This is a genomic window from Agrobacterium sp. 16-2014-1-2a, assembly GCF_053522705.1.
This window is the reverse complement of sequence record NZ_JBNWBX010000001.1, coordinates 476,509-496,341: the sequence shown is the minus strand read 5'-3', so window position 1 is coordinate 496,341 and position 19,833 is coordinate 476,509. Positions and strand designations below refer to the sequence as shown.

At 60.3% G+C, this 19,833-nt stretch carries 17 protein-coding genes; 9 read left to right on the top strand and 8 right to left on the bottom strand.

From position 1 onward, the window contains the following. The first annotated feature begins 79 nt into the window (after nt 1-79). Together prfB and ACQZ45_RS02435 are read left to right on the top strand one after the other, a co-directional pair. Nucleotides 80-1,211, top strand: a protein-coding gene (gene prfB / locus ACQZ45_RS02440; RefSeq protein WP_097102382.1) for a peptide chain release factor 2 whose coding sequence is annotated in 2 segments (ribosomal slippage) — nt 80-148 and nt 150-1,211 — 1,131 coding nt in all. Because the reading frame shifts where the segments join, the coding sequence is not laid out codon by codon here. A 73-nt stretch (nt 1,212-1,284) separates the two neighbouring features. Then, nucleotides 1,285-1,755: a cysteine hydrolase family protein gene (locus tag ACQZ45_RS02435; RefSeq protein ID WP_003512771.1), complete on the top strand. Its 471-nt coding sequence runs from the start codon at nt 1,285-1,287 to the stop codon at nt 1,753-1,755. Nucleotides 1,756-1,835: 80 nt separating this feature from the next. On the opposite strand, the gene ACQZ45_RS02430 is transcribed toward ACQZ45_RS02435, so the two are convergent. After that, nucleotides 1,836-2,336: a hypothetical protein gene (locus ACQZ45_RS02430; RefSeq protein WP_003512773.1), complete on the bottom strand. Its 501-nt coding sequence runs from the start codon at nt 2,334-2,336 to the stop codon at nt 1,836-1,838. Nucleotides 2,337-2,357: 21 nt separating this feature from the next. After that, the gene (locus ACQZ45_RS02425; protein ID WP_003512774.1) at nt 2,358-3,131 is read right to left on the bottom strand and encodes an NAD kinase; all 774 of its coding nucleotides are present in this window, start codon (nt 3,129-3,131) and stop codon (nt 2,358-2,360) included. 306 nt (nt 3,132-3,437) lie between these two features. Between ACQZ45_RS02425 and ACQZ45_RS02420 the strand changes: the two genes are divergently transcribed. Beyond that, a complete protein-coding gene (locus ACQZ45_RS02420; RefSeq protein WP_112959264.1) occupies nt 3,438-4,355 on the top strand; it encodes a PhzF family phenazine biosynthesis protein in 918 nt (305 codons plus the stop codon). Between the two features lie 104 nt (nt 4,356-4,459). On the opposite strand, the gene ACQZ45_RS02415 is transcribed toward ACQZ45_RS02420, so the two are convergent. Then, nucleotides 4,460-11,011, bottom strand: coding sequence for an apolipoprotein A-IV repeat region-like domain-containing protein (locus ACQZ45_RS02415; RefSeq protein ID WP_448742129.1), 6,552 nt, complete (start codon nt 11,009-11,011; stop codon nt 4,460-4,462). A 479-nt stretch (nt 11,012-11,490) separates the two neighbouring features. Between ACQZ45_RS02415 and ACQZ45_RS02410 the strand changes: the two genes are divergently transcribed. Then, on the top strand, nt 11,491-11,859 hold the full coding sequence (locus tag ACQZ45_RS02410; protein ID WP_003512780.1) for an Hpt domain-containing protein: 369 nt from the start codon (nt 11,491-11,493) through the stop codon (nt 11,857-11,859). Nucleotides 11,860-11,986: 127 nt separating this feature from the next. Then, nucleotides 11,987-12,307: a 2Fe-2S iron-sulfur cluster-binding protein gene (locus tag ACQZ45_RS02405; protein WP_003512782.1), complete on the top strand. Its 321-nt coding sequence runs from the start codon at nt 11,987-11,989 to the stop codon at nt 12,305-12,307. 308 nt (nt 12,308-12,615) lie between these two features. Here the strand turns inward: ACQZ45_RS02405 and ACQZ45_RS02400 are convergent, their stop codons facing one another. Further along, nucleotides 12,616-13,242 (bottom strand): DUF922 domain-containing Zn-dependent protease, encoded by a 627-nt coding sequence (locus ACQZ45_RS02400; RefSeq protein WP_003512784.1) that lies wholly within the window; start codon nt 13,240-13,242, stop codon nt 12,616-12,618. Nucleotides 13,243-13,421: 179 nt separating this feature from the next. Between ACQZ45_RS02400 and folP the strand changes: the two genes are divergently transcribed. From folP to folK, 3 genes are all read left to right on the top strand, one after another. Further along, the gene (gene folP / locus ACQZ45_RS02395; RefSeq protein ID WP_113291491.1) at nt 13,422-14,207 is read left to right on the top strand and encodes a dihydropteroate synthase; all 786 of its coding nucleotides are present in this window, start codon (nt 13,422-13,424) and stop codon (nt 14,205-14,207) included. 77 nt (nt 14,208-14,284) lie between these two features. Further along, complete coding sequence (gene folB, locus ACQZ45_RS02390) at nt 14,285-14,650, top strand: dihydroneopterin aldolase (RefSeq protein ID WP_013636000.1); 366 nt, start codon at nt 14,285-14,287, stop codon at nt 14,648-14,650. A 4-nt stretch (nt 14,651-14,654) separates the two neighbouring features. Continuing rightward, on the top strand, nt 14,655-15,170 hold the full coding sequence (gene folK, locus ACQZ45_RS02385) for a 2-amino-4-hydroxy-6-hydroxymethyldihydropteridine diphosphokinase (RefSeq protein ID WP_113291492.1): 516 nt from the start codon (nt 14,655-14,657) through the stop codon (nt 15,168-15,170). Nucleotides 15,171-15,184: 14 nt separating this feature from the next. On the opposite strand, the gene ACQZ45_RS02380 is transcribed toward folK, so the two are convergent. The 4 genes from ACQZ45_RS02380 to ACQZ45_RS02365 form a co-directional block, all read right to left on the bottom strand. Then, on the bottom strand, nt 15,185-15,745 hold the full coding sequence (locus ACQZ45_RS02380; RefSeq protein ID WP_113291493.1) for a hypothetical protein: 561 nt from the start codon (nt 15,743-15,745) through the stop codon (nt 15,185-15,187). A 129-nt stretch (nt 15,746-15,874) separates the two neighbouring features. Then, nucleotides 15,875-16,954: a YcjF family protein gene (locus ACQZ45_RS02375; RefSeq protein WP_113291494.1), complete on the bottom strand. Its 1,080-nt coding sequence runs from the start codon at nt 16,952-16,954 to the stop codon at nt 15,875-15,877. Beyond that, nucleotides 16,951-18,429: a YcjX family GTP-binding protein gene (locus ACQZ45_RS02370; protein WP_097171856.1), complete on the bottom strand. Its 1,479-nt coding sequence runs from the start codon at nt 18,427-18,429 to the stop codon at nt 16,951-16,953. Before ACQZ45_RS02370 ends, ACQZ45_RS02375 begins: the two co-directional genes overlap by 4 nt. Before the next feature lie 131 nt (nt 18,430-18,560). Continuing rightward, complete coding sequence (locus ACQZ45_RS02365; protein ID WP_035198195.1) at nt 18,561-19,070, bottom strand: SixA phosphatase family protein; 510 nt, start codon at nt 19,068-19,070, stop codon at nt 18,561-18,563. A gap of 268 nt (nt 19,071-19,338) precedes the next feature. Here ACQZ45_RS02365 and dksA point away from each other — a divergent pair, with 268 nt between their 5' ends. Beyond that, the gene (gene dksA, locus ACQZ45_RS02360; protein ID WP_003512796.1) at nt 19,339-19,758 is read left to right on the top strand and encodes an RNA polymerase-binding protein DksA; all 420 of its coding nucleotides are present in this window, start codon (nt 19,339-19,341) and stop codon (nt 19,756-19,758) included. Nucleotides 19,759-19,833 lie beyond the last annotated feature (75 nt).

Here is a 19,833-nt window from a genome sequence, read left to right as displayed (position 1 = left end):
GGGGGGCGCGGGTCTTTACATCCGCGCCCCCCGCATTTATTTGAGCTACCAGTTTAAATGAAGGCGAAGAACCAGCGAAATGCGCAATGAAATTGTGAACGTAGTCGACGAAATCAAGCAGGCCATAAGCCTGCTGAGGAGGCATCTTTGACTGGGACCAGGCGATAAGACGACTGGACTGGTTGAATAACAAGGCAGAGGACCCGACCCTCTGGAACGATGCCACCGAAGCGCAGAAACTGATGCGCGAGCGCCAGCAGCTGGATGACAGCATCAATGGCGTGAAGGCGCTTGAGCAGCAGCTCAAGGACAATGTCGAGCTGATCGAACTCGGCGAGATGGAAGGCGACGACGAGATCGTCAAGGACGCCGAAGATGCGCTGAAGGCGCTGAGGAGCGAGGCGAACCGCCGTCAGGTGGAAGCCATGCTTTCCGGTGAAGCTGATAGCAACGATACATATCTCGAAGTTCATTCCGGCGCTGGCGGTACGGAAAGCCAGGACTGGGCCAACATGCTGCTGCGCATGTATACCCGCTGGGCCGACCGCGAAGGCTTCAAGGTTGAAGTGCTGGAAGTTCATGACGGCGAAGAGGCCGGCATCAAGTCCGCGACGATCCTCGTCAAGGGCCACAATGCCTTCGGCTGGCTGAAGACGGAATCGGGCGTACACCGCCTCGTCCGCATCTCGCCCTATGACAGCAATGCGCGTCGCCACACATCGTTCTCCTCCGTTTGGGTTTACCCAGTGGTCGATGATTCGATCCAGATCGACATCAACGAGAGCGATTGCCGCATCGATACCTATCGTTCGTCCGGTGCAGGCGGCCAGCACGTCAACACCACCGATTCGGCCGTGCGTATTACCCACATACCGACCGGTATTGCCGTGGCCTGCCAGCAGGAGCGTTCCCAGCACAAGAACCGCGCCAAGGCGTGGGACATGCTGCGCGCCCGCCTTTACGAGGTGGAACTGCAAAAGCGGGAAGATGCGGCAAACGCTCAGGCCGCATCCAAGACGGATATCGGCTGGGGCCACCAGATCCGCTCCTACGTTCTGCAGCCCTACCAGTTGATCAAGGACCTGCGCACCGGCGTGGAAAGCACCGCACCCGGCAACGTGCTGGATGGCGATCTGAACCAGTTCATGGAAGCGGCCCTCGCGCACCGCATCAGCGGCGGCGCAGACGTGGAAGTGGCTGATATCGACTGACGCGTCACAGCGTCGCTTGAAAAAATCACCCCTCGCAAACCCATTGCGAGGGGTTTTTCGTTGGAGGAGATGGATGAAACAGGCGCTTTACATCGTCGACGTTCAGCCGAGCTTCAATCCGCCGGCTGCGCTTGTGGCGGACATATCCGCGCTGGCCGCCACCATGCCAAGCGTTGCCAGCGTCGAGCGCCATGATGAAAGCGTCACGCCTTTCGAGCGGCAACTCGGCTGGAAGCCGGGCAGGGACGACTGCTCGCTGGTTGCGGCGGACTGGATTTTCATAAAGCACGGCTACGCTCCGCCAAGGGCGGCTATCGACCACCTCCTGTCTCTAAAGCTCGACAGGGTGCTGGTCTGCGGCATTCAGGCCGATACCTGCGTGCTGGCTGCGGGTTTTGCCCTGTTTGATGCGGGGCTTCATCCCACGCTTCTGCCATGGCTGACGGTGGGCTCCAGCCTCGATCGCAGCGGCGAACTCGGCGCCAGACTATGGAAACATCATTTCGGTGCGGTTCTGGCCGGGCCGCATGAGCTTAACGCGTAGAGAGTTTCCAGTAAAACTGCGTATAATCCAGGAGGTAGAGAACCTCCAACGATTCCGTTCAAACCGACGTTCTCTCGCCCTCAGTTCGAGGCCTTTTCGATCTTCATCTCGCCGAGTTCGTCGATCAGGATCGTCCAGCTTTCCGCTTCCCTGATCTGCGGATCGGTTTTCAGATAGACGGTCACGAACAGGCCGGGCGAGGCCGACGCACCGTTTGAGCTTTCGGGCCGAATATCCGTGACGTAGGACTTCATCTGGCTGAACTCTTCCAGCTCGATGTTTTCGAGAAGGTTCGGTCCGTTTGCGGTAGTGGCGATGCGCTGCAGATAGACTTTAGCGGTGCCATCGCCCTGGCGGATTGCAACCACCTTGTAATAACCGCGCGAGGGTGTCGCTGGCGGCGGCCGCAACTGGCCGTCAGGACCTTTCACCGGCTCAAGATTATGCTCTTCCCACATGCCGCTGCTGACAACGAAGATCGCCGATACCGGCAAGTTGTCGATGGCCTCCGTTTGCGCCCGCATGGGAAGCGCTGTGGCGGCGAAAATGAGGGCGGCAAGAAGAGGTTTTTTCAGGGGCATGGCCATCATCAGTGGTTGGCGTCAATTGTTGAATTGTTCGGCGAGTACGCGGTCTGACCATGAACGGTCTGGGTCCGAGAGAATTCTGGCCGTCCTGTCCTGCGATTGCGCAATCCGCACATGCCGTACGGATTTCACCTCCGTATGGTCGGCGACCGCGTTCACCGGACGCTTGTCGCGCTCCAGAACGTGAATATCGACCGTCACCTTGTTGGGCAAAAGTGCGCCGCGCCAACGCCTTGGCCGGAAGGCGCTGACGGGTGTGAGCGCCAGAAGCGGAGATTCCAACGGCAGGATCGGTCCATGGGCTGAGAAGTTATAAGCTGTCGATCCTGCCGGTGTCGCAACCATCATGCCGTCGCAAATCAACTCTTCAAGCCGCGTCTTGCCGTCCACCTCGACACGAAGCTTGGCGGCCTGATGCGATTGCCGGAACAGGCTGACCTCGTTCATGGCAAGTGCCGTAAATTCATCGCCGTCGGAATCCGTCGTCGTCATGCGCAGCGGATGAAAATCATTGCCGGTCGCCACCGCAATACGCTCGACCAGGCCGTCTACCCGGTAGTCGTTCATCAGAAAGCCGACTGATCCCCGGTTCATGCCATAGACCCGCTTGCCGGAATTCATCGTTTCGTTGAGAATTTGCAGCATGAAGCCATCGCCGCCGAGCGCCACGATCACTTCCGCCTCGTCGAAGGGCGTGTTGCCGTAAGCGCCTTTCAGCTCCTCCAGCGCCCTCTGCGCCTCCTCGGTTGCGGAGGCCACGAAGGATAGTGAACAGTTAGAATGCGACATTCGCTTCCCTCGGCAACGACGCATACCGGAATCGATATGCGGACGATGCTGTAACCTGTTGAAGCAGCTCACAATCTCCAAACGTCGATAAAACGGTCGATCGCAAGCCACAAGACGCATCCTTGGTACATGAAGACGGCAGCAGGCGACAAGGCCTTTCCGGCGGACAGGCGTTCGCAGCAAGCGGGTTTGCCCGCGTGCGGTCCACAGCTTCTTGGTTTCCGGCCTTCGACAAGGGTTGCGATGCGGCGCGACGTGAGGCAACTTGCGCGAAACAAGCGGAACGGCGAGTGGCAGGAGACGGGCGTGGTGCTGAATTACAATATCTACGATGTCTTTACCGAGACCAAAATGGCGGGAAATCCGCTGGCAGTCATGTATGACGCGGATGGCCTCGACCAAGTGACGATGCAGGCGATAGCCAGAGAAATGAACCTCTCCGAGACCGTTTTCGTCAACCGCTCGGGCAACCCGGCCCACGCGGCTTCGTTGCGTATCTTCACGCCTTCAGGCGAGTTGCCTTTCGCTGGCCACCCGACTGTTGGCGCAGCGATCGCTATTGCCGAGCGCAATCGCAATGAAGGTGACGACGATATCGATATGGTCTGTGTGCTGGAGGAAAAGGTGGGGCCGGTCCGCTGTGCGGTGAAAATGCGCGCCGGTGCGGTCAGCTTCGCCGAATTCGACCTCCCGCGCAAATCGTCCCGCGTCACCCTGCCGCTCGATCATGCCGCACTTGCCGATGCGCTGGGCGTGAGCGAAGGCCATCTCGGCTTTGAGAACCACGTACCGTCGATCTGGACGGCCGGTGTGCCGTTCCTGCTCGTGCCGCTGCACAATATTGCCGCTATCAGCGAAATGGATTTCGACGCCAATCTCTGGCTGCGCACCGCACCGCTGGTGGAGGGGCGCCTTACGGCGGCTTATATCTACTGTCGCGGCGGCGTCTATCACGCAGCAAAGTTCCATGCCCGCATGTTTTCCCCGGAAATGGGGATTTCGGAAGACCCCGCCACCGGTTCCGCCGCCGCCGCCCTTTCCGGTGCAATCCATCATTTCGACGGCCTGACAGACGGTCACTATCCGCTCTTGATAGAGCAGGGCGTGGAGATGGAACGTCCTTCCCACATCCATCTGCGCATGGACATCAAGGACAACGAAATCGCCCGCGCCCGCATCGGTGGCCACGCGGTTCGTGTAGCATCGGGTACGTTCGAGATCTGATTTCAACGTGAGCGACTGAACTACAGTCGATAAGCTACCTGCCGACCAAAAAGAAAAACCCCGGCCATGACCGGGGTTTTATTGTTTCTGGTCTTAACCAGAGATCAGTTGAACCGACCCGCCGCATGGGCAAGCATCGTGTAGACCTTGCCGGTATCGGAGGTGAGGTAGGACTGGGTGACTGAACGGTCACGGTCCGTGCGGGCGACATCAGCGAGCAGCTTTTCGAAATCGGTGATGTAGCGGTCCACGGCGGTGCGGAATTCGGCCTCCCGCTCGTATTTGCGCTTGATCTCGTCAAACGTCGTCTGGCCCTTCAGCGTATAGAGGCGACGGGTGAAGACGTCACGTTCGCCGCGCTGGTACCGCCGCCACAGTTCCACCGACGCATCGTGGTCGATCGCGCGCGCGATGTCGACGGACAGCGAGTTCAGCGATTCCACCATGTGACGCGGATTGCGGGTATCGGCAGCACGGGTCGGCTGCTGATCGCCGCTTGCGCGGGGTGCGGAAGCGGCGGCTGATTCCTGCGAGGCACCGCGCAGAAGATCACTGATCCAGCCACCGCCTTCTTCGCGGCGTGCGGCAGGCGCTGCAGCCGCCTGGGACGGGGCAGGCGCCTGACGGTTTTCGACCTGGCGGTTCTCAAGCGGCAAGGTGCCACGCAAGGCGGGTGCGGCTGCCGGCTGCGGCTGAGCTGCGCGTGGTGGCTGTGCCGGCGTGGCTGCTGCCGGCTGCGGACGCGCTTCGACACGGCGTTCAGCGGCAGGCTGGGTCGCTGCAATGGCGCGGGCGACGGGTTCGGAAACTTCCATCTGTTGGGTCGAGCGACCGACAAGCTGGGAAATATCCTGCAGGGCCTTGATCTGCTCGGAAACGGCGCGGCGCATCGCTGCGGCGCTTTCCTTGGCCTCTTCCGGCAGGTCGAACGCGCCGCGCTTCAGTTCGGCACGGGTCGCATCCAGCTCGCGGCGGATATCGTGGCTGGAGCGGCGGATTTCGTCCGTCGCGCCGGCAAAACGGCTGACAGCTTCCTCAACTGCCTGACGCAGCGTTTCCTTGAGGTTGGCGGCGGCGGCATTGGATTTTTCCGAGGCACTGCCGAGCAGGTTGTCGACTTCCGAAAGCGAGGATTCGACACCGCCACGCAGGCGGTTGACCAGCTCGTCGGAATATTTCTGCGCGTCGGAAAGCGTGCTCTCGATCGAACGGCTGGCATCCTGACCAGCGGCGAGGAGGGCGCCCCGCATGGTCTGTGCTGCCGAGCGGGCGCGCTGTTCCGTCTCGTCGAGCGAACGGCCGATATCGGAGAAGGATGCCTGCAGATTGTCACGCAGGTTGCCGGCGACGTTCTGCGAACGCTCCTCGGCCTCGTTGAGCGTGGTTTCCACCACGCTGACGACGCCGCGCATGGCGGTTTCGATTTCCTCGGAACGCTTGACTAGTCCGACAGACAGGCTGCGAAGTGCATCCTGACGCTCTTCCAGCGTACCGACAAGGCTCGATTGCGCGGCATTGAGCAGTTCGGACGCCTGGCTGAGAACCTTCGAATGTTCCTCGAAACGTCCGACGATGCCGGCAACCTGCGCCAGTGTCTGGCCGGAAATATTCGACAGACGATCGATCTTTCCTTCGAGCAGACGGCTGGAGCTGGACACCATGTCGGCGGCCTGCGAGGCGGATTCGGAGAAGCGGGTGGCCGATGCGTTCAACGCTTCGTCGGCCGTGCCGAATTCCTGCGCGGCGCGCTCAACCGCAGAGTTGAAGTTGTTTGCCGACTTTTCGACGATTTCGGCCATGCTGTTATGGGTCTGCGACAGCATATCCGTGCTCTGGCGCGTGGCGGCGACAAGCTTGTTTGCCACATCGCTTCCCGTGCGGGTGTATTTGTCGATACCTTCTTCGACGGCGTCGGCCATGGCCGTATGCGTCTGCGACAGCATGTCCGTGCTCTGGCGGGTTGCCGCGACAAGCTTGCTTGCTGCCTCGCTTCCGGCATTGGCATAATCGCTGATCGCCTGTTCCACCATGCCGACCATGCCGCTGTTGCTCTGCGACAGAAGTTCGGCGCTCTGCTGGGCGGCGGAGACGATCTTTTCGGCGGCTTCGCGACCGATGGTGGCGTATTCGTCGACGACAGGCTTTGCCTTCTCTTCGATCAGGCGCGACAGTTCAGCAGAACGGCTGGCCAGCATCGAGTTGAGTTCGCGGGTGCGGTTGTCCAGCGCCGAGCGGATGGATTCGCCGCGTGCATCGAGAGCAGATTCGACACCGGTCAGGGTCTCGGAAATGACGCCCACCTGCGAGCGCACGACCGCTTCGGCCTCGGCAACCTTGTTGACGATGATGTTGCCCGCCTCAGAGAAGGTCTGGGCGACGGCTGCCGCCTGGCCGGACAGGCGTGTCTGTGCATCCGAGATGCGGTTGACGATCTCGCCGGAGCGTTCTTCGATCGCCTTGGTGAAGGCGTCGTTCTGGGCCTGTACCTGTTCGGCGAATTCCGAGCCGGTTTTCGCAAGCAGGGCGGTGGAACGAACTGCTTCCTCGTCGATGCTCTGGGTGGCGGAAATGACCGCCCCACGCAGGCCGACCGCGAGCTCGCTCGCCTTGCCTTCGATGGTGCGGTTGACGTTTTCGAGGCCGATCGTCAGCGCGCGGTCCATGGTGCCGAGGCGTTCATCGATGCGGGCCGAACCGGCATCGAAGGTTTCCGCCAGACGGCTGGTGCGGCTTTCGAAGGTGTCGGCAACCCGTATCGTCTGCTCGTCCAGAATGCCGGTGATACGTTGAGCCGCATCGTCGCTGGTGCGGGCGAAGGCGGCTGTCTTGTCTTCCAGCGCGTCGGCAAAGCGACGTCCGGCATCCTCGATCGACGTGTTGACGTTGCCGAGATCGCTCGACACACGCTCCTGCAGCGCTCCGAGCGAAGTCTCGATGCGGGTGCCGGTCTCGTCGAGCCTGCCCGTGACGCTTCCGATCGAGGTTTCGATCCGCGAGGAGAGAGCATCGGTCGCACCGCCGATTTCGCGGGCGGCCTCACCGATCTTGACGGCAATATCGCCGGCGCTGTTGCGAAGACGCTGTTCCAGCGTGGCTGCACTGCCGTCTATGGCCTTCTGCAACGTCTCCTGCTGGGTTTCGAGCGAGAGTTCGAGCATGCTGGCACTGGATGCAACGGTGGTGCCGATCATCATCGCCTGTTCGGAGAGCATGTCGCCCATCTGGGTCGTGGCTGAGCTCAACGTCGCGGCGATATCCGCCTGGCGCTGCTCGAGCGCGGTACGGATGTCTTCATGCGATTGCGAGAGGTTGTTCTCGAGGCGGGAGACGCCTTCTTCCACCGTCTGCGCAAAACGGCTGCTGCCGTCTTCCACGACGCTTTCGATGCGGCTGGCCGCGCCGGAGACGCTCTGCTCGATCAGGCCGCTATTGCGCTCAAGCGAACCGGCAATGCGTTCGGCCTGCGAACCGAGCATGGTCTCCAGCCGCTCGTGGCCGCTGGCAAGTGCGTTTTCAAGCGTGAAAGCCGTCGATTCCAGTCGCTGGCCGACACCTGCGGCCGCGAGCGACAGTGATGCGGTTCTGGCATCCATCGCCTCGGAGATACGCTCCTCAACGCCGGAAATCGTTATGTCGAGCGCCATGGTGCGGCTGTCGAGCGCGTCCGCGATGCGTTCTTCCGCACTGGAGACAATGCCGGAAAGGGCGGCAGTGCGGCTGTCCAGAGCATCGGCAATACGATCTTCGACCCCGGAAACCGCCGAGTGAAGCGCAGCAGTGCGTCCGTCGAGGATGTCGGCGATCTTTTCCTCGACACCGGAGAAGCTCATGTCGAGCGCCATGGTGCGGCTGTCGAGCACGTCCGTGATCCGCTCTTCCGCGCCGGATACGACATTTTTGAGCGAAGCCGTGCGGCTGTCAAGTGCGCTGGCAATGCGGGTCTCGGCACCGGCCACCAATTCGCCAAGAACGGCGGTGCGGGTATCGAGCGCTTCGGTAATTTTTTCCTCTGCGCCGGAAAACGCCATGTCAAATGCCATGGTGCGGCTGTCGAGTGCATCCGCAATGCGTTCTTCAACGCCGGAGACGACGGCGTTAAGCGCTGCCGTGCGGCCATCGAGCGTTTCCGCGATACGGGTCTCGGCACCGGCCACCAATTCGCCAAGGACGGCGGTGCGGGTATCGAGTGCTTCGGTAATTTTTTCCTCGGCGCCGGAAAACGCCATGTCGAGCGCCATGGTGCGGCTGTCGAGTGCATCCGCAATGCGTTCTTCAGCCCCCGAAACGACGGCGTTGAGTGCTGCCGTGCGACCATCAAGCGTTTCCGCGATACGGCTCTCGGCACCGGCAACCACGTCGCCGAAGGTGGACGTGCGGCTGTCGAGTGCGCCAGCAATCCTCTCTTCGGCACTTGCCACAATGCCGGACAGAGCGGAGGTACGTTTGTCGAGCGTTTCCGACAGCCTCTCCTCGACATTGGCGAAGGTCATGTCGAGCGACAGCGTGCGGCTGTCCATCGTGTCGGCGATGCGTTCCTCGACGCCGGAAATGGCGCTGGAAAGAGCGGCCGTGCGGCCATCCAGCGTCTCGGCAATACGGTTTTCCGCACCGGATACGACGTCGTGCAGGGCAGCCGTGCGGCTTTCCAGCGTATCGGAAATGCGGTCCTCGATGCCGGAAACGGCGCCGGTGATGGCGGCGGCGCGGGTTTCGAGCGTTTCCGAAAGACGGCGCTCGACATCGGCAACGACGCTGTTGATTGCGGCTGCACGCTCCTCAAGCATCGCGGCTAGACGTTCCGCCGTGCCGGAGACCGAGCCGGTAATTGCCAGCGAACGGCTTGCAAGCGCCTCGTCGAAACGGTCCTGGCTTGCCGAAAGCGCGCCAAACAGGGCATTGCTGCGCTCCGCCAGCACGCCGTCGATCTTCTCGTGCGAATTGGCGAAGGCATCGGTGATTTCAGCGGTGCGCTGGCCGATTGCGTCGCTGAACGCGCGGGTACGGGTCTCAAGCGCGCTTTCGAGCATTTCTTGGCCGGTGCCCAGTGCGGTTGCAAGAGCAAGCGACTGGTCGGTCATGGTGTTGCCGATGCGCTCAAGTCCGCTGGTCAGCATGGTGTCGAGGGCTTCGGAGCCGCCGGCAACCGTTTCGTTGATCCGGGCGAGGCTCTCCATCAGCTTGCTGTCGAGGCTGCCGGCGCGCTGGTCGAAGGCACTGGCGAAATCCGCCACATGTTCGTCGAAGGCGGAGTTGACCTGGCCGACCGTCGCCTGCAGGCGTTCTTCATAGAGGCCGGAGCGAAGATCGAGATCCATGATCGCGTCATCAGCCGTGCTTTGCAGGCTCTGGCGGAAGGACAGGCCTTTTTCTTCAAGCGTCGTGGACAGCTTGTCGAGCACGTTATCCAGCGAGCCGCCGATGATCTGCTGGCCGCGATCGATATTGCGGTTGAGTTCGAGCGTGCGGGTGGAAAGGGTCTCGTTGAGCTGGCGGGTGCGTTCCTCGAGTGCGCTGTTGAGGCTTTCCGCGCCGCTGTCCAGCGTCGAGGCGTGGATCGCGAAGCGTTCCAGCAGCACTTCGCCGCGCTCGTCCAGCGTCGAGGTGAGGTTGTGCAGACGCATGTCGAATTCGCTCGACAGCGTTGCGCCCGAGGAATTCAGTGCCTGAAGCAGGTTTTCGGTCTTGGCGGCAATCAGGCTGCCCATCGCTTCGGTCGAGGCGCGCGATTTTTCCAGCAGCGCGGCCGAGCGTGTGTCGATCATCGAGGCGAAGGCCTCGCCGGTGGTGGAAAGCCGCATCGAAAGCTCTTCGCCGACGATTGAAAGCTCTTCCTTGATCTGTTCTTGCGCGCCGACAATGGAGGAGCGGATGCGCTCCGCATGGTTGACGATGGCGTCGCGCTCGGCGCTCAGTTCCTGCACGAGGCTGCGCACGCGCAGTTCATTGTCTGCATAGCTGCGCTCAAGCGCGTTGACTTCAGAATGGACGAGCGTTTCGAGTTCCGTCGCGCGGGCAATGGTGCGCTCGATGCCATCGTTCATGGCCGAGACTTCTCGGCGAACCGCCTGGCCGACGGACATGATCCGGTCGGAGGCGACAGTTTCGGGTTCAGCAAGACGAAGGGCGACTTCTGCCATCGACCGGGCAGCGTTGCGCAGATCGCGGGCACGCGCCATCATGATCGCGAAGGCGAAGAACAGCATGATCGGAACGACGATGCCGACGACGATCGCCATCAGCCCAGGTATTGCGGCGAGATCGGCAACCGAGCCGATGTTCCAGAGTGCACTGCCGTAGATAAGATGCGCGATGCCGAGGCCGCCGAGCGCCCAGATCACCGACATGATCGTCGCGTTTCTGAGCGCGCCGCCGATGGAGCCGCCTTCGAGCGATTTCAGGATCATGGCCGGGCTGCGCTTGGAGCCGTCGTTGGCAGCTTCCAGATTGGGGGATCTGGGTGCCTGTTCGGCAGGCGCGCGCGCGGCCTCGGGAGCAGGGGTCTGTCTGCTTGCTTCCTTCAATCTGGCCTCCGGCTGCTTTGGCGCTGTCGTCTTCCGCGATTCCGGCTTGTCTTCGAAAGCACCAAGCTGCAGGGCGTCTTCCAACGCCTGAAATGCAGTCTCGTCGACAGAGTCGCTGATCTTGTTATTCGCCATGCGGTTACGCCTCGTTACACATACGCCCGGCTTCATGCCGTTTGACCATCTGCGACCCGCAAATGGACTGCCGCCATCATGCCAGCGGAACATTATCCCGTTAAAGAGAACAATTCCGCCATTACCAATCCCGAATTGCTGGTGGTCCAGCTTTCGGGCGAAATTACATCACTGTGCCGGAATAACAAAGCTTGAGCATAAGCCTCGTCGGAACGGCAGTACCGTAGTGACACATTTAGGTGTTCGAAACAATTAATGCGGGTTTGCCGCAGCAGCGAAGTGTCGGCTTTTTAACAGTTTTTAAACCTGAGTTTCACGCTGAACGCCTTGTTTCGCATAAGTTTAACATAAATTAACCATAGCAGAAGATTTTCGCCCGCGTCACGCCGTAATTTAAGCTGATAGCACCGGCTTCAATGCGTAAATACGACACAGATGTGACACGAAACAGGAAACGGCGAGACAAAGGAATTTCAGATATGGCAGCCGTCAGTATTGCTTTCGAAGCTCCGGATAATTTTGGTGGTGCGCCGGCCGCCGCGACAAGACCAATCGATTTCGAACATCTCGCCCGCCAGACGATGGGCGACAAGGAACTTGAAATCGAGGTGCTGCAACTCTTCAGCCGTAACGCCCGTGCTGCTCTGCATGAAATGGCCGGCGCTGACGACAAGACCGTCAAGGCAACTGCTCATCGTCTGAAGGGGGCCGCGCAGGCGGTTGGTGCCTCCACCGTTTCCACGGCGGCGGCGGCAGTGGAGGACAAGGGCAACGATAGCGCGGCCGTAGCCAGACTTGCGGCAGCGATTGTCGAAGCGGAAAATTTCATCCTCAAGCTCTGCCGTTAAGGCGAATCCAGTCTGTTTTACAGGGCCGGTTGCCCTTGGCGCCTGCGAGAAGCGGGTTGCCAAGGCGAACCGGCCTTTCTATGTGTTTGTTTAGAACAGTTCTTAGACACCATTTTGGATCTCCGGCATGACAAAACTGACCATTGTTGCCTTTGACGGCACGCCCCATGAACTCGACGTAAGCAACGGTTCCACCGTCATGGAGAATGCCGTGCGCAACTCCATACCCGGCATCGATGCGGAATGCGGCGGCGCCTGTGCCTGTGCGACCTGTCATGTCTATGTGGATGACGCATGGGCGGAGCGCGTCGGCGGACCCGAGCCGATGGAAGAGGACATGCTGGACTTCGCCTTCGAAGTACGCCCGACCTCGCGTCTTTCCTGTCAGATCAAGATGAAGGACGAGCTTGACGGCCTAGTCGTTCACGTTCCCGAACGTCAGGGCTGACGGCAAGCCGAATTATATGCCACAGAAAAAGCCCCGCTCACCTGTTAGCGGGGAGCGGGGCGAGGCGGGTACGCAGCATGCAAGCGAGGGAGGAAACACCTGCGAGCCTCAAGTGCGCACCGGGAGAACCGGAGGTGGTTTCGAACGCCGGACCCCTGCGGATCACCACCGTTAAAAACCATGTGAACAAGCTACAATGAGTCTCGTCGACCGCACCATGACGAGAAGTCACGGGTGATATCGAACATGACGTAACGTCATGTTAGCGTTGCGTTTCGCGTCCAGGAGAGTATGGGCGGAAAGGCGGCTCAGCGCCGGTTCTGGCCCTGTTCGATCCGGTTCTTCAAAAGCCGGGTCATGCGCGCGTCGAAGTTTTTCGATTCCACGATATCGAACCTCAACTGATCCTTGTCGTGCTCGTCCATGACGGTCTGGGTTATCTTGCCGACCATTGCCTGTAGCGTTTCACAGTCTTTTTGCGGACGAAGCGCCGTCAGTTGCCTTTCGAGCGAGCGGGCATGGGTGCGGGCGATTTCCGCGTGCCGTTCCTCGTGGCGCTTGATATCTGCAAGCAACGTATCCCAGATGAAGGCCAGTTCCGCCGTGGTGCGGCGGCGGTTTTTCCATTGCGGCAGGAGAATACGGGTGTTCAGCAACACCTTGGTGCTTCCAACGCTGCACATGCCGTTTTTCTCGACATAGGTGAGTTCGCCGCCGAATTTGATCTCGGTGGCACCGGGATGGCGTGCGCCGGTGTTGCGCGTCAGCGGGCCATGCTTGGAAAGCTGCTTGTCGAGGTCAGCGGCGGTTTTACCGCTGATCGAAAAATAGGAATAGGTCTTGCTGACGATGGTTTCGGAAAAGGCCGATCCGGGCATGGAAAGGGCTAATGCGCCAGCGAAAACGGCGCAAAGAGCACGTGAAGATATGGTCATAACCCGGCCTTCCGGTTGAACTTGAAAAACGTTTGCTGCATAGGCGGAGCGGAACTTATAAGAATTGGCATAACACTCCGTTATTCCCGAAAGGCGCGTGTTACGTGATAACAGCCGGCAGCAATGTGTGGCAAGCGGCCCATGGTCGCTCCCTGAAACTTGATGGACGTGGCCGTATTATGGCCATCGTCAATGCGACGCCCGATTCCTTTTCGGATGGCGGCCGTTATCTTGCCGTTGATGCGGCTTTTTCCCATGCCCTGACCTGTGTTGAGGAGGGGGCGGATATCATCGATATCGGCGGCGAATCCACCCGCCCGGGCGCGGCCGAGGTGACCGAGGGTGAGGAACAGGATCGCGTGCTGCCGGTTATCGAACGGGTTCGTCGCGAGACGGATGTTCTGATTTCCGTCGACACCTACCGCGCATCCACGGCAAGGCTGGCGATCGAGGCGGGCGCCCATATCGTCAACGATGTTTTCGGCCTGCAGAAGGACGGGAACATGGCGGGCGTGGTTGCCGCCACGCGCGCGGGTGTCTGCATCATGCATACCGGGCGCGACAGGCAGAAGCGCGCCGATGTTATCGAGGATCAGTTCGAATTCCTCAATCGTTCGCTTGAGATGGCGGAAGCTGCGGGAATTGCCCGCGACGCCATCGTGCTCGATCCCGGTTTCGGTTTTGCCAAGGACGAGCGTGAAAATGTCGAGCTGATGGCGCGCTTTGGCGAACTTGCCGCGTTTGACCTGCCTGTTCTGGCCGGGACGTCGCGCAAGCGGTTCATCGGGTCGCTGACGGGCAGGGATGCGGCCCACGAACGCGATATCGGAACAGCAGCGACGACAGTGATCCTCAGGCTGGCGGGTGCCGCGATTTTTCGCGTGCACAATGTCGCCGTAACACGCGATGCGCTGGCAATTGCCGACGCGGTTCTTGCCAAAGCGTCGGCAAGGCCCGATGCATAGATCAATAGATGCCGGAGTGCCGCATGCCTTAAAAGAGGCCGGCTATTCCGGTATAACCCCGCCATGGAGGCGATGCGATGAGCCGCTACACCATTATTCTGAAAAACTGTTCCTTTTTCGCCCGTCATGGCCTTCTCGAGCAGGAGGAGGTGCTGGGCCAGCGCTTTTTCGTCGATGCCGAGATGGAGGTTGAAGCGGGTAATGCGCTCGAAACCGACGATATCGAAAATACCGTCGATTATGGCGTCGCCTTCGCCGTTATCGAAAAGATCGTCGTCGGCCAGCGCCGTTACCTGATCGAGGCCCTCGCGAACGATATCGCCAAGGCCCTGCGCGCGCGTTATCCGCAGATTGTCTGGCTGCGTATCACGGTTCGCAAGCCCTCTGCGCCGGTTCCCGGCATTCTCGACTATGCGCAGGTGAGTGTTGAACACCGTGCCTGACAGGATGACAGTTGCCGCACTAGGCCTTGGCGGGAATATCGGTGACCCTGCGGCTGCAATGGCCAGAGCCTTGCGCGAATTGGATGCGCACGGCGATTGCCGGGTGCTGTTTGTCTCCGGGCTTTATCGCACGCCGCCCTGGGGTAAGACGGACCAGGCGGATTTTTTCAATTGCTGTGCGCTGGTCGAAACCTCGCTTTCAGCACCCGCGCTGCTGCAATTGTGCCTCGATATCGAAAAGGGCATGAAACGGGTCAGAACGGAGCGCTGGGGGCCGCGCACCATCGATATCGACGTACTGACCTATGGTAATGATGTTGTCGTTACGGAAAGCATTGAAGTGCCGCATCCGCGCATGACGGAGCGTGCTTTCGTGCTGATGCCGCTAGCCGATATCGCACCCGATCTCGAAGTCCGGGGCAAGCCCGTGCGGGAATGGCTGCGGCAGGCGGATAAAACCGGCATCATCAGCGCAAACGAAAAACGGGAGTGGTGGACACTCCCGCTTGGCGATGGCTGAAAAGGTCGCGGGTTTTACGGCTTGATCGAACCGACGGCGATCTGGTCGATGTCGCGCGCGAGTGTGACGCCGATAACCGGGATCATCTGGTCGGCGACCTTGACGGAAATGGTGATGTTCATCGAATTGTCGTTCGAGACGCGGGCGACCATGGCACCGTTGAGCTTGGCGCGATTGATGCCCACAACGACCTTGTCACCGCTGACCTGCCCGGAAATGATGTCCAGTCCCTTGCCTTCGGCGCCGTCGAGGAACTTGCCCTCGTAAGAGCCGCCCTTTTGGCTGATGACCGCGGACATGGGCTGGCTGAAGACGCCGACGCGGCAGGTGCCGGCGAGCTTGATGCCCGTCTGCTTGTCGTCGAGTGGCTCGCCCATCAGGTCGCAGGTGAACTTGGTACCCTTGTACTTGCCGGCGACGATTTCGCCCGGACCTTTCCAGCTTCCGGCAACGGAACGGAAAAACACGTCGTCGCGATCGCGCGATGCGGCATGGACGTCAGACAGGCCGAAGCTGCCGCTGACGGACAATATGGCGGCAAGTCCGCCCACAAGCGAAAAGAAGCGCGAATACATGATACTTTCCCCGGCGAAGAAGCCTGTTCGATAAGCGGCAATCTACCGGCGGAATGGTTAATGCTTGGTTTATTTCGGCTCTATTTACAGCTTCGACCGTAACCTTTTGAGCCGTACAAGTCCGGCTGATCAGGCTTTTTGACCGGTTTTTCCGCCACCAAGATCGGGCGTGAGGTCAGACATGAAATCACCTATGCCGGGTCGCTTTACCGCCTTGAAGGGTAGCGGGCGGCACAGATCCATCGCCGCAATGCCGATTCGCGCCGTCATCAGACCGTTGATGACACCTTCACCCAGGCGTGCGGAGAGTTTTGAGGCAAGCCCGTGACCGAGAACCTGCTGGGCAAGCCCATCACCGACGGCGATCGAACCTGTGACCGCGAGATGGGCGACGACGTCACGCAAAAGCCTGAGCATGCCGAGCGTGCCCGGCCGGCCGCCGTAAAGTTCCGCCATGGCGCGCACCAGCCTTGTCACCTCGAACAGCACATAGGCGAGATCGACCACGGCGCGTGGGCTGACGGCGGTAACGACGGAGACGCGTTTGGAGGAGTTGAGGATCAGCGCGCGCGCCTGCCGGTCGAGCGGCACCAGCAATTCGCGTTCGGCAAGCTCGATCAGATGCGGCCCGTCGATCACGTCGTTTTCGGTGTCCTTGAGTGCGGCGCGCCCCTTGGCCGTTTCGGCGCGGTGGGAGAGAACTGCATTGAGGCGGGTAACGATGGCGCGGGCGGGTTTCGGGCTCTTGTCGAGGCTGGCCGTCTCCGCATCGGCTTTCAGCGATTGGACGGCGTTCAGCCGCATGATGCCGAACACTTCTCGTCCGACCAGAACGAGGACGGCAAAAAGCGCAACAAGGAGCGCAATGCTCGCCGTGTAACCCAGCCAGTCGGAGCGGGAAAAGAGATTGCGGATAAGCTGATCCGCCCAGAGCCCGAAGGCCAGCGAGAACAGCACGCCGAGTGCACCAAGCGCGAGCTTGCCGAAGGAGAAGCGGCTTTTCTTCGGCACGGCCACCGGCAATGCGGCGGCATCCGTCTCTTCAGGTGCTAAAAATGGATCATCCTCATCGGGCGTCAGGGAAATGTCGGTGTCGAAGCTGCGCGGTGCGCGTTTTTGCGCGACGGTTGGGCTTGCCGTTTCTTCGGTTTCGAGCGTGAAAGCCGCCGGGCGGCGTGCCTGCGGATCGTTTGGTGTGGGAGCCTTCATGCGAGCTTGTCTCCAAACAGGAACTGCATGGCGCGGTCGAGCCTTATGTGGGGAACGGAAAGCCGGATGCCGCCGCTGCCCGGTTCATCGATATTGGGGGGGCGGAAACGCACGACATTGACGTCCGGCAACGTCGCCTTGTCGCCATCCCTGTCGATGCTGCGGAAAAGCGGCTCCGGGTCTTCGGGCAGGTCGCCGGGAAAGATCGCCGTTTTACGGTTGCCGTCAAATATCTCGCCGTTGATGGTTTCACCCGCCATCGGTGTGCCGACGATGACCGGAAGCTCGTGGCCGTCCTGTCTCACGCTTGCTTCCCGCGTAGCGCGCACGGAAGCCAGTGCCATGACCTCGATACCGGCACCATTCATGCCGATGGTGGTGATGGCGCGGTCCACCAGACGGCGGGTTAGCCGTTCCAGCCGGTCGTGGCTTTCATGATGCAGGTGGTCGGCCTTGGTAGCGGCAATCAAAACCTTGTCGATGCGCCGGCCTAGCAGCGATGACAAAAGACTGTTGGTGCCAGGGCGGAAACAGGCGAGAACATCGCCCAGCGCCCGTTCCAGATCCTGCACCGCCTCCGGGCCGCGATTGACCGCCTGAAGAGTGTCGATCAGCACGATCTGCCGGTCGAGGCGGGCGAAATGTTCGCGGAAGAAGGGTTTCACCACGATTGCCTTGTAGGCGTCGTAGCGCCGCTCCATCATGGCGCGCAGCGACCCCTTTGGTGCCTTGTCGTCTGTCAGGCCCGGCAGGGGCGCAAAGGTCAGCGCCGGTGATCCTTCGAGATCCCCCGGCATCAGCAGACGGCCCGGCGGCAAGGTGGAGAGCGACCGCTCGTCGGATTTGCAGGCTTTCAGATAGGCGGCGAAGCTTTCCGCGAGGCGTCGCGCCGTCATCTCGTCGGCGGGCGCATTGATGTCGAGCGAGGAGGCTATTGCCAACCATTCCTGCGCGAGTTCGGCGCGGATGCCATTTTGCGCCAGCGCGACGGTGCTGTCGCTGAAGCTCTTGTAGTCCTGCGAAAGCAGCGGCAGGTCGAGCAGCCATTCGCCGGGATAATCGACGATATCGATGGACAGCTTGCCCGCGGAAAACCAACGGCCCCAACCGCTGGCGCTCTGGTAGTCGAGCGTGATCCGCAATTCAGAGATTGCCCGTGTCGAATCCGGCCAGAGCCTGTCGCGTACCAGAGCCTGAATATGGTCCTCATACTGAAACCGGGGAATGGCATCGTCCGGTTGCGGCTCCAGACGCACATTCGAGACGCGCCCGGAACGCATGGCCTCAAACAGCGGCAGACGACCGCCATTCAGAAGATTGTGGACGAGCGAGGAGATGAAAACCGTCTTGCCCGCCCGCGAAAGACCGGTGACGCCAAGCCGCAATGTCGGATGTGTAAGGGTGCTCGCACGGTCGGCCAGATTATCGAATGCGATGAGCGCACTGTCTGTCAGGGACGTAAGAGAAGGCGGCAATGGCAGTTTCCCAGCTATTTTTCACGGTCACAGCTGCAATATAGGAAGGGGCGGTTGCCCAAAAAAGAAGCGCGCCAATGGATTTTCAACGGGTCCGGCTTCGGCAACGCATTGGTCGCACGCTGCTGCTGCTATTTTCCGGGCGACAGAAAATCGACCAGCCGCCAGCGATTTTTACCATTCCCGGCACTGTCGTCGTGATCGAGAACCGCAAGACCGGATGTCGGAAAACCGGAGGGCAGGGCGGCATGCAGCAGGTCCTCGCCTATCATCGCCTCCAGCGTCGCCTCCATTGTGGGGTTGTGCCCGACCAGCATCACGGACTGTGCGTCCGTTTGCGCGGCGATGAGAGAAAGATAGGTTTCGCTGCGCGCATTGTACATTTCGTCGATATAGACGATGTCGATGCCCTCGTTGAAGGCCCGCTGCCAGGCCTGCGTGGTCTGCCGGCAGCGCGTGGCCGTGGAAGACAAGAGCACGTCCGGGCGGTAGCGCCGGTCTGCGGCAAGGTCGGCGATGATCTCCGCCTCGGCAAAACCGGCCTCGTTCAATCCCCGGTCGAAATCGCGTTCTCCCGGTGCCGCCCAGGCGGCCTTGGCGTGGCGCAAAAGATACACTCGGCTCGGAGAAGATGCTGTCAAGGGCGGGGACCGACGTTCGAATGGGAGGCAATGGAGGAATGCTACAGGATAGGGTTGCATGACCGCAAGTCCTCTTTCCTGTTGGTAAGTCGCGTTTAAGTGATTTAAGAAGACATCGCTTGAATACGAATAAAGGATAAAAATTAGTCATTTAGATGATTTTTGTGTCAGTTTTAAAAATGCCTGAAAACTGATCTGTAGACTTGAATCAGCCTATATCATTGGAGTATACACCGCCGCATTGAGATGTTCTTCGAGGAGAATCGCGTTGAGTGAGAAGATCGATCTTAGCAAATATGTGCTCTCGGAAGACGACGAGTTCATGAATGCAAACCAGCGTGCCTACTTCCGCGCGAAGCTGGTGGCCTGGAGAAACGACATCCTGAGAGAAGCGCGCGAGACCCTCGGACATCTCGCCGAAGAAAGCGCCAACCATCCCGACCTAGCCGATCGGGCATCTTCGGAAACTGACCGGGCGATCGAACTTCGCGCCCGTGACCGCCAGCGCAAGTTGATCTCCAAGATCGACTCTGCCCTTCAGCGGATTGATGACGGCACTTACGGTTACTGTGAAGAAACGGGTGAGCCTATTGGCCTCAAGCGCCTCGACGCACGACCGATAGCGACCCTGTCCATCGAGGCGCAGGAACGTCACGAGCGTCGTGAAAAAGTCTACCGCGACGAATAAAGCCAGCGTTGTTCCGGGCGCTTCGGCGAGCCGGCCAATGAACAGAACCAAAATGACAAAGGGCACGGATTTGTT

Bases quoted from the DNA above. Each gene is read 5' to 3' on its own strand.
- folB (WP_013636000.1), top strand. From the start codon at position 14,285: ATGAGCCGCTACACCATTATTCTGAAAAACTGTTCCTTTTTCGCCCGT.
- folK (WP_113291492.1), top strand. From the start codon at position 14,655: ATGACAGTTGCCGCACTAGGCCTTGGCGGGAATATCGGTGACCCTGCG.
- ACQZ45_RS02430 (WP_003512773.1), bottom strand. From the start codon at position 2,336: ATGCCCCTGAAAAAACCTCTTCTTGCCGCCCTCATTTTCGCCGCCACA.
- folP (WP_113291491.1), top strand. From the start codon at position 13,422: ATGGCCATCGTCAATGCGACGCCCGATTCCTTTTCGGATGGCGGCCGT.
- ACQZ45_RS02415 (WP_448742129.1), bottom strand. From the start codon at position 11,011: ATGGCGAATAACAAGATCAGCGACTCTGTCGACGAGACTGCATTTCAG.
- ACQZ45_RS02410 (WP_003512780.1), top strand. From the start codon at position 11,491: ATGGCAGCCGTCAGTATTGCTTTCGAAGCTCCGGATAATTTTGGTGGT.
- ACQZ45_RS02400 (WP_003512784.1), bottom strand. From the start codon at position 13,242: ATGACCATATCTTCACGTGCTCTTTGCGCCGTTTTCGCTGGCGCATTA.
- ACQZ45_RS02375 (WP_113291494.1), bottom strand. From the start codon at position 16,954: ATGAAGGCTCCCACACCAAACGATCCGCAGGCACGCCGCCCGGCGGCT.
- ACQZ45_RS02405 (WP_003512782.1), top strand. From the start codon at position 11,987: ATGACAAAACTGACCATTGTTGCCTTTGACGGCACGCCCCATGAACTC.
- ACQZ45_RS02425 (WP_003512774.1), bottom strand. From the start codon at position 3,131: ATGTCGCATTCTAACTGTTCACTATCCTTCGTGGCCTCCGCAACCGAG.
- ACQZ45_RS02380 (WP_113291493.1), bottom strand. From the start codon at position 15,745: ATGTATTCGCGCTTCTTTTCGCTTGTGGGCGGACTTGCCGCCATATTG.
- ACQZ45_RS02435 (WP_003512771.1), top strand. From the start codon at position 1,285: ATGAAACAGGCGCTTTACATCGTCGACGTTCAGCCGAGCTTCAATCCG.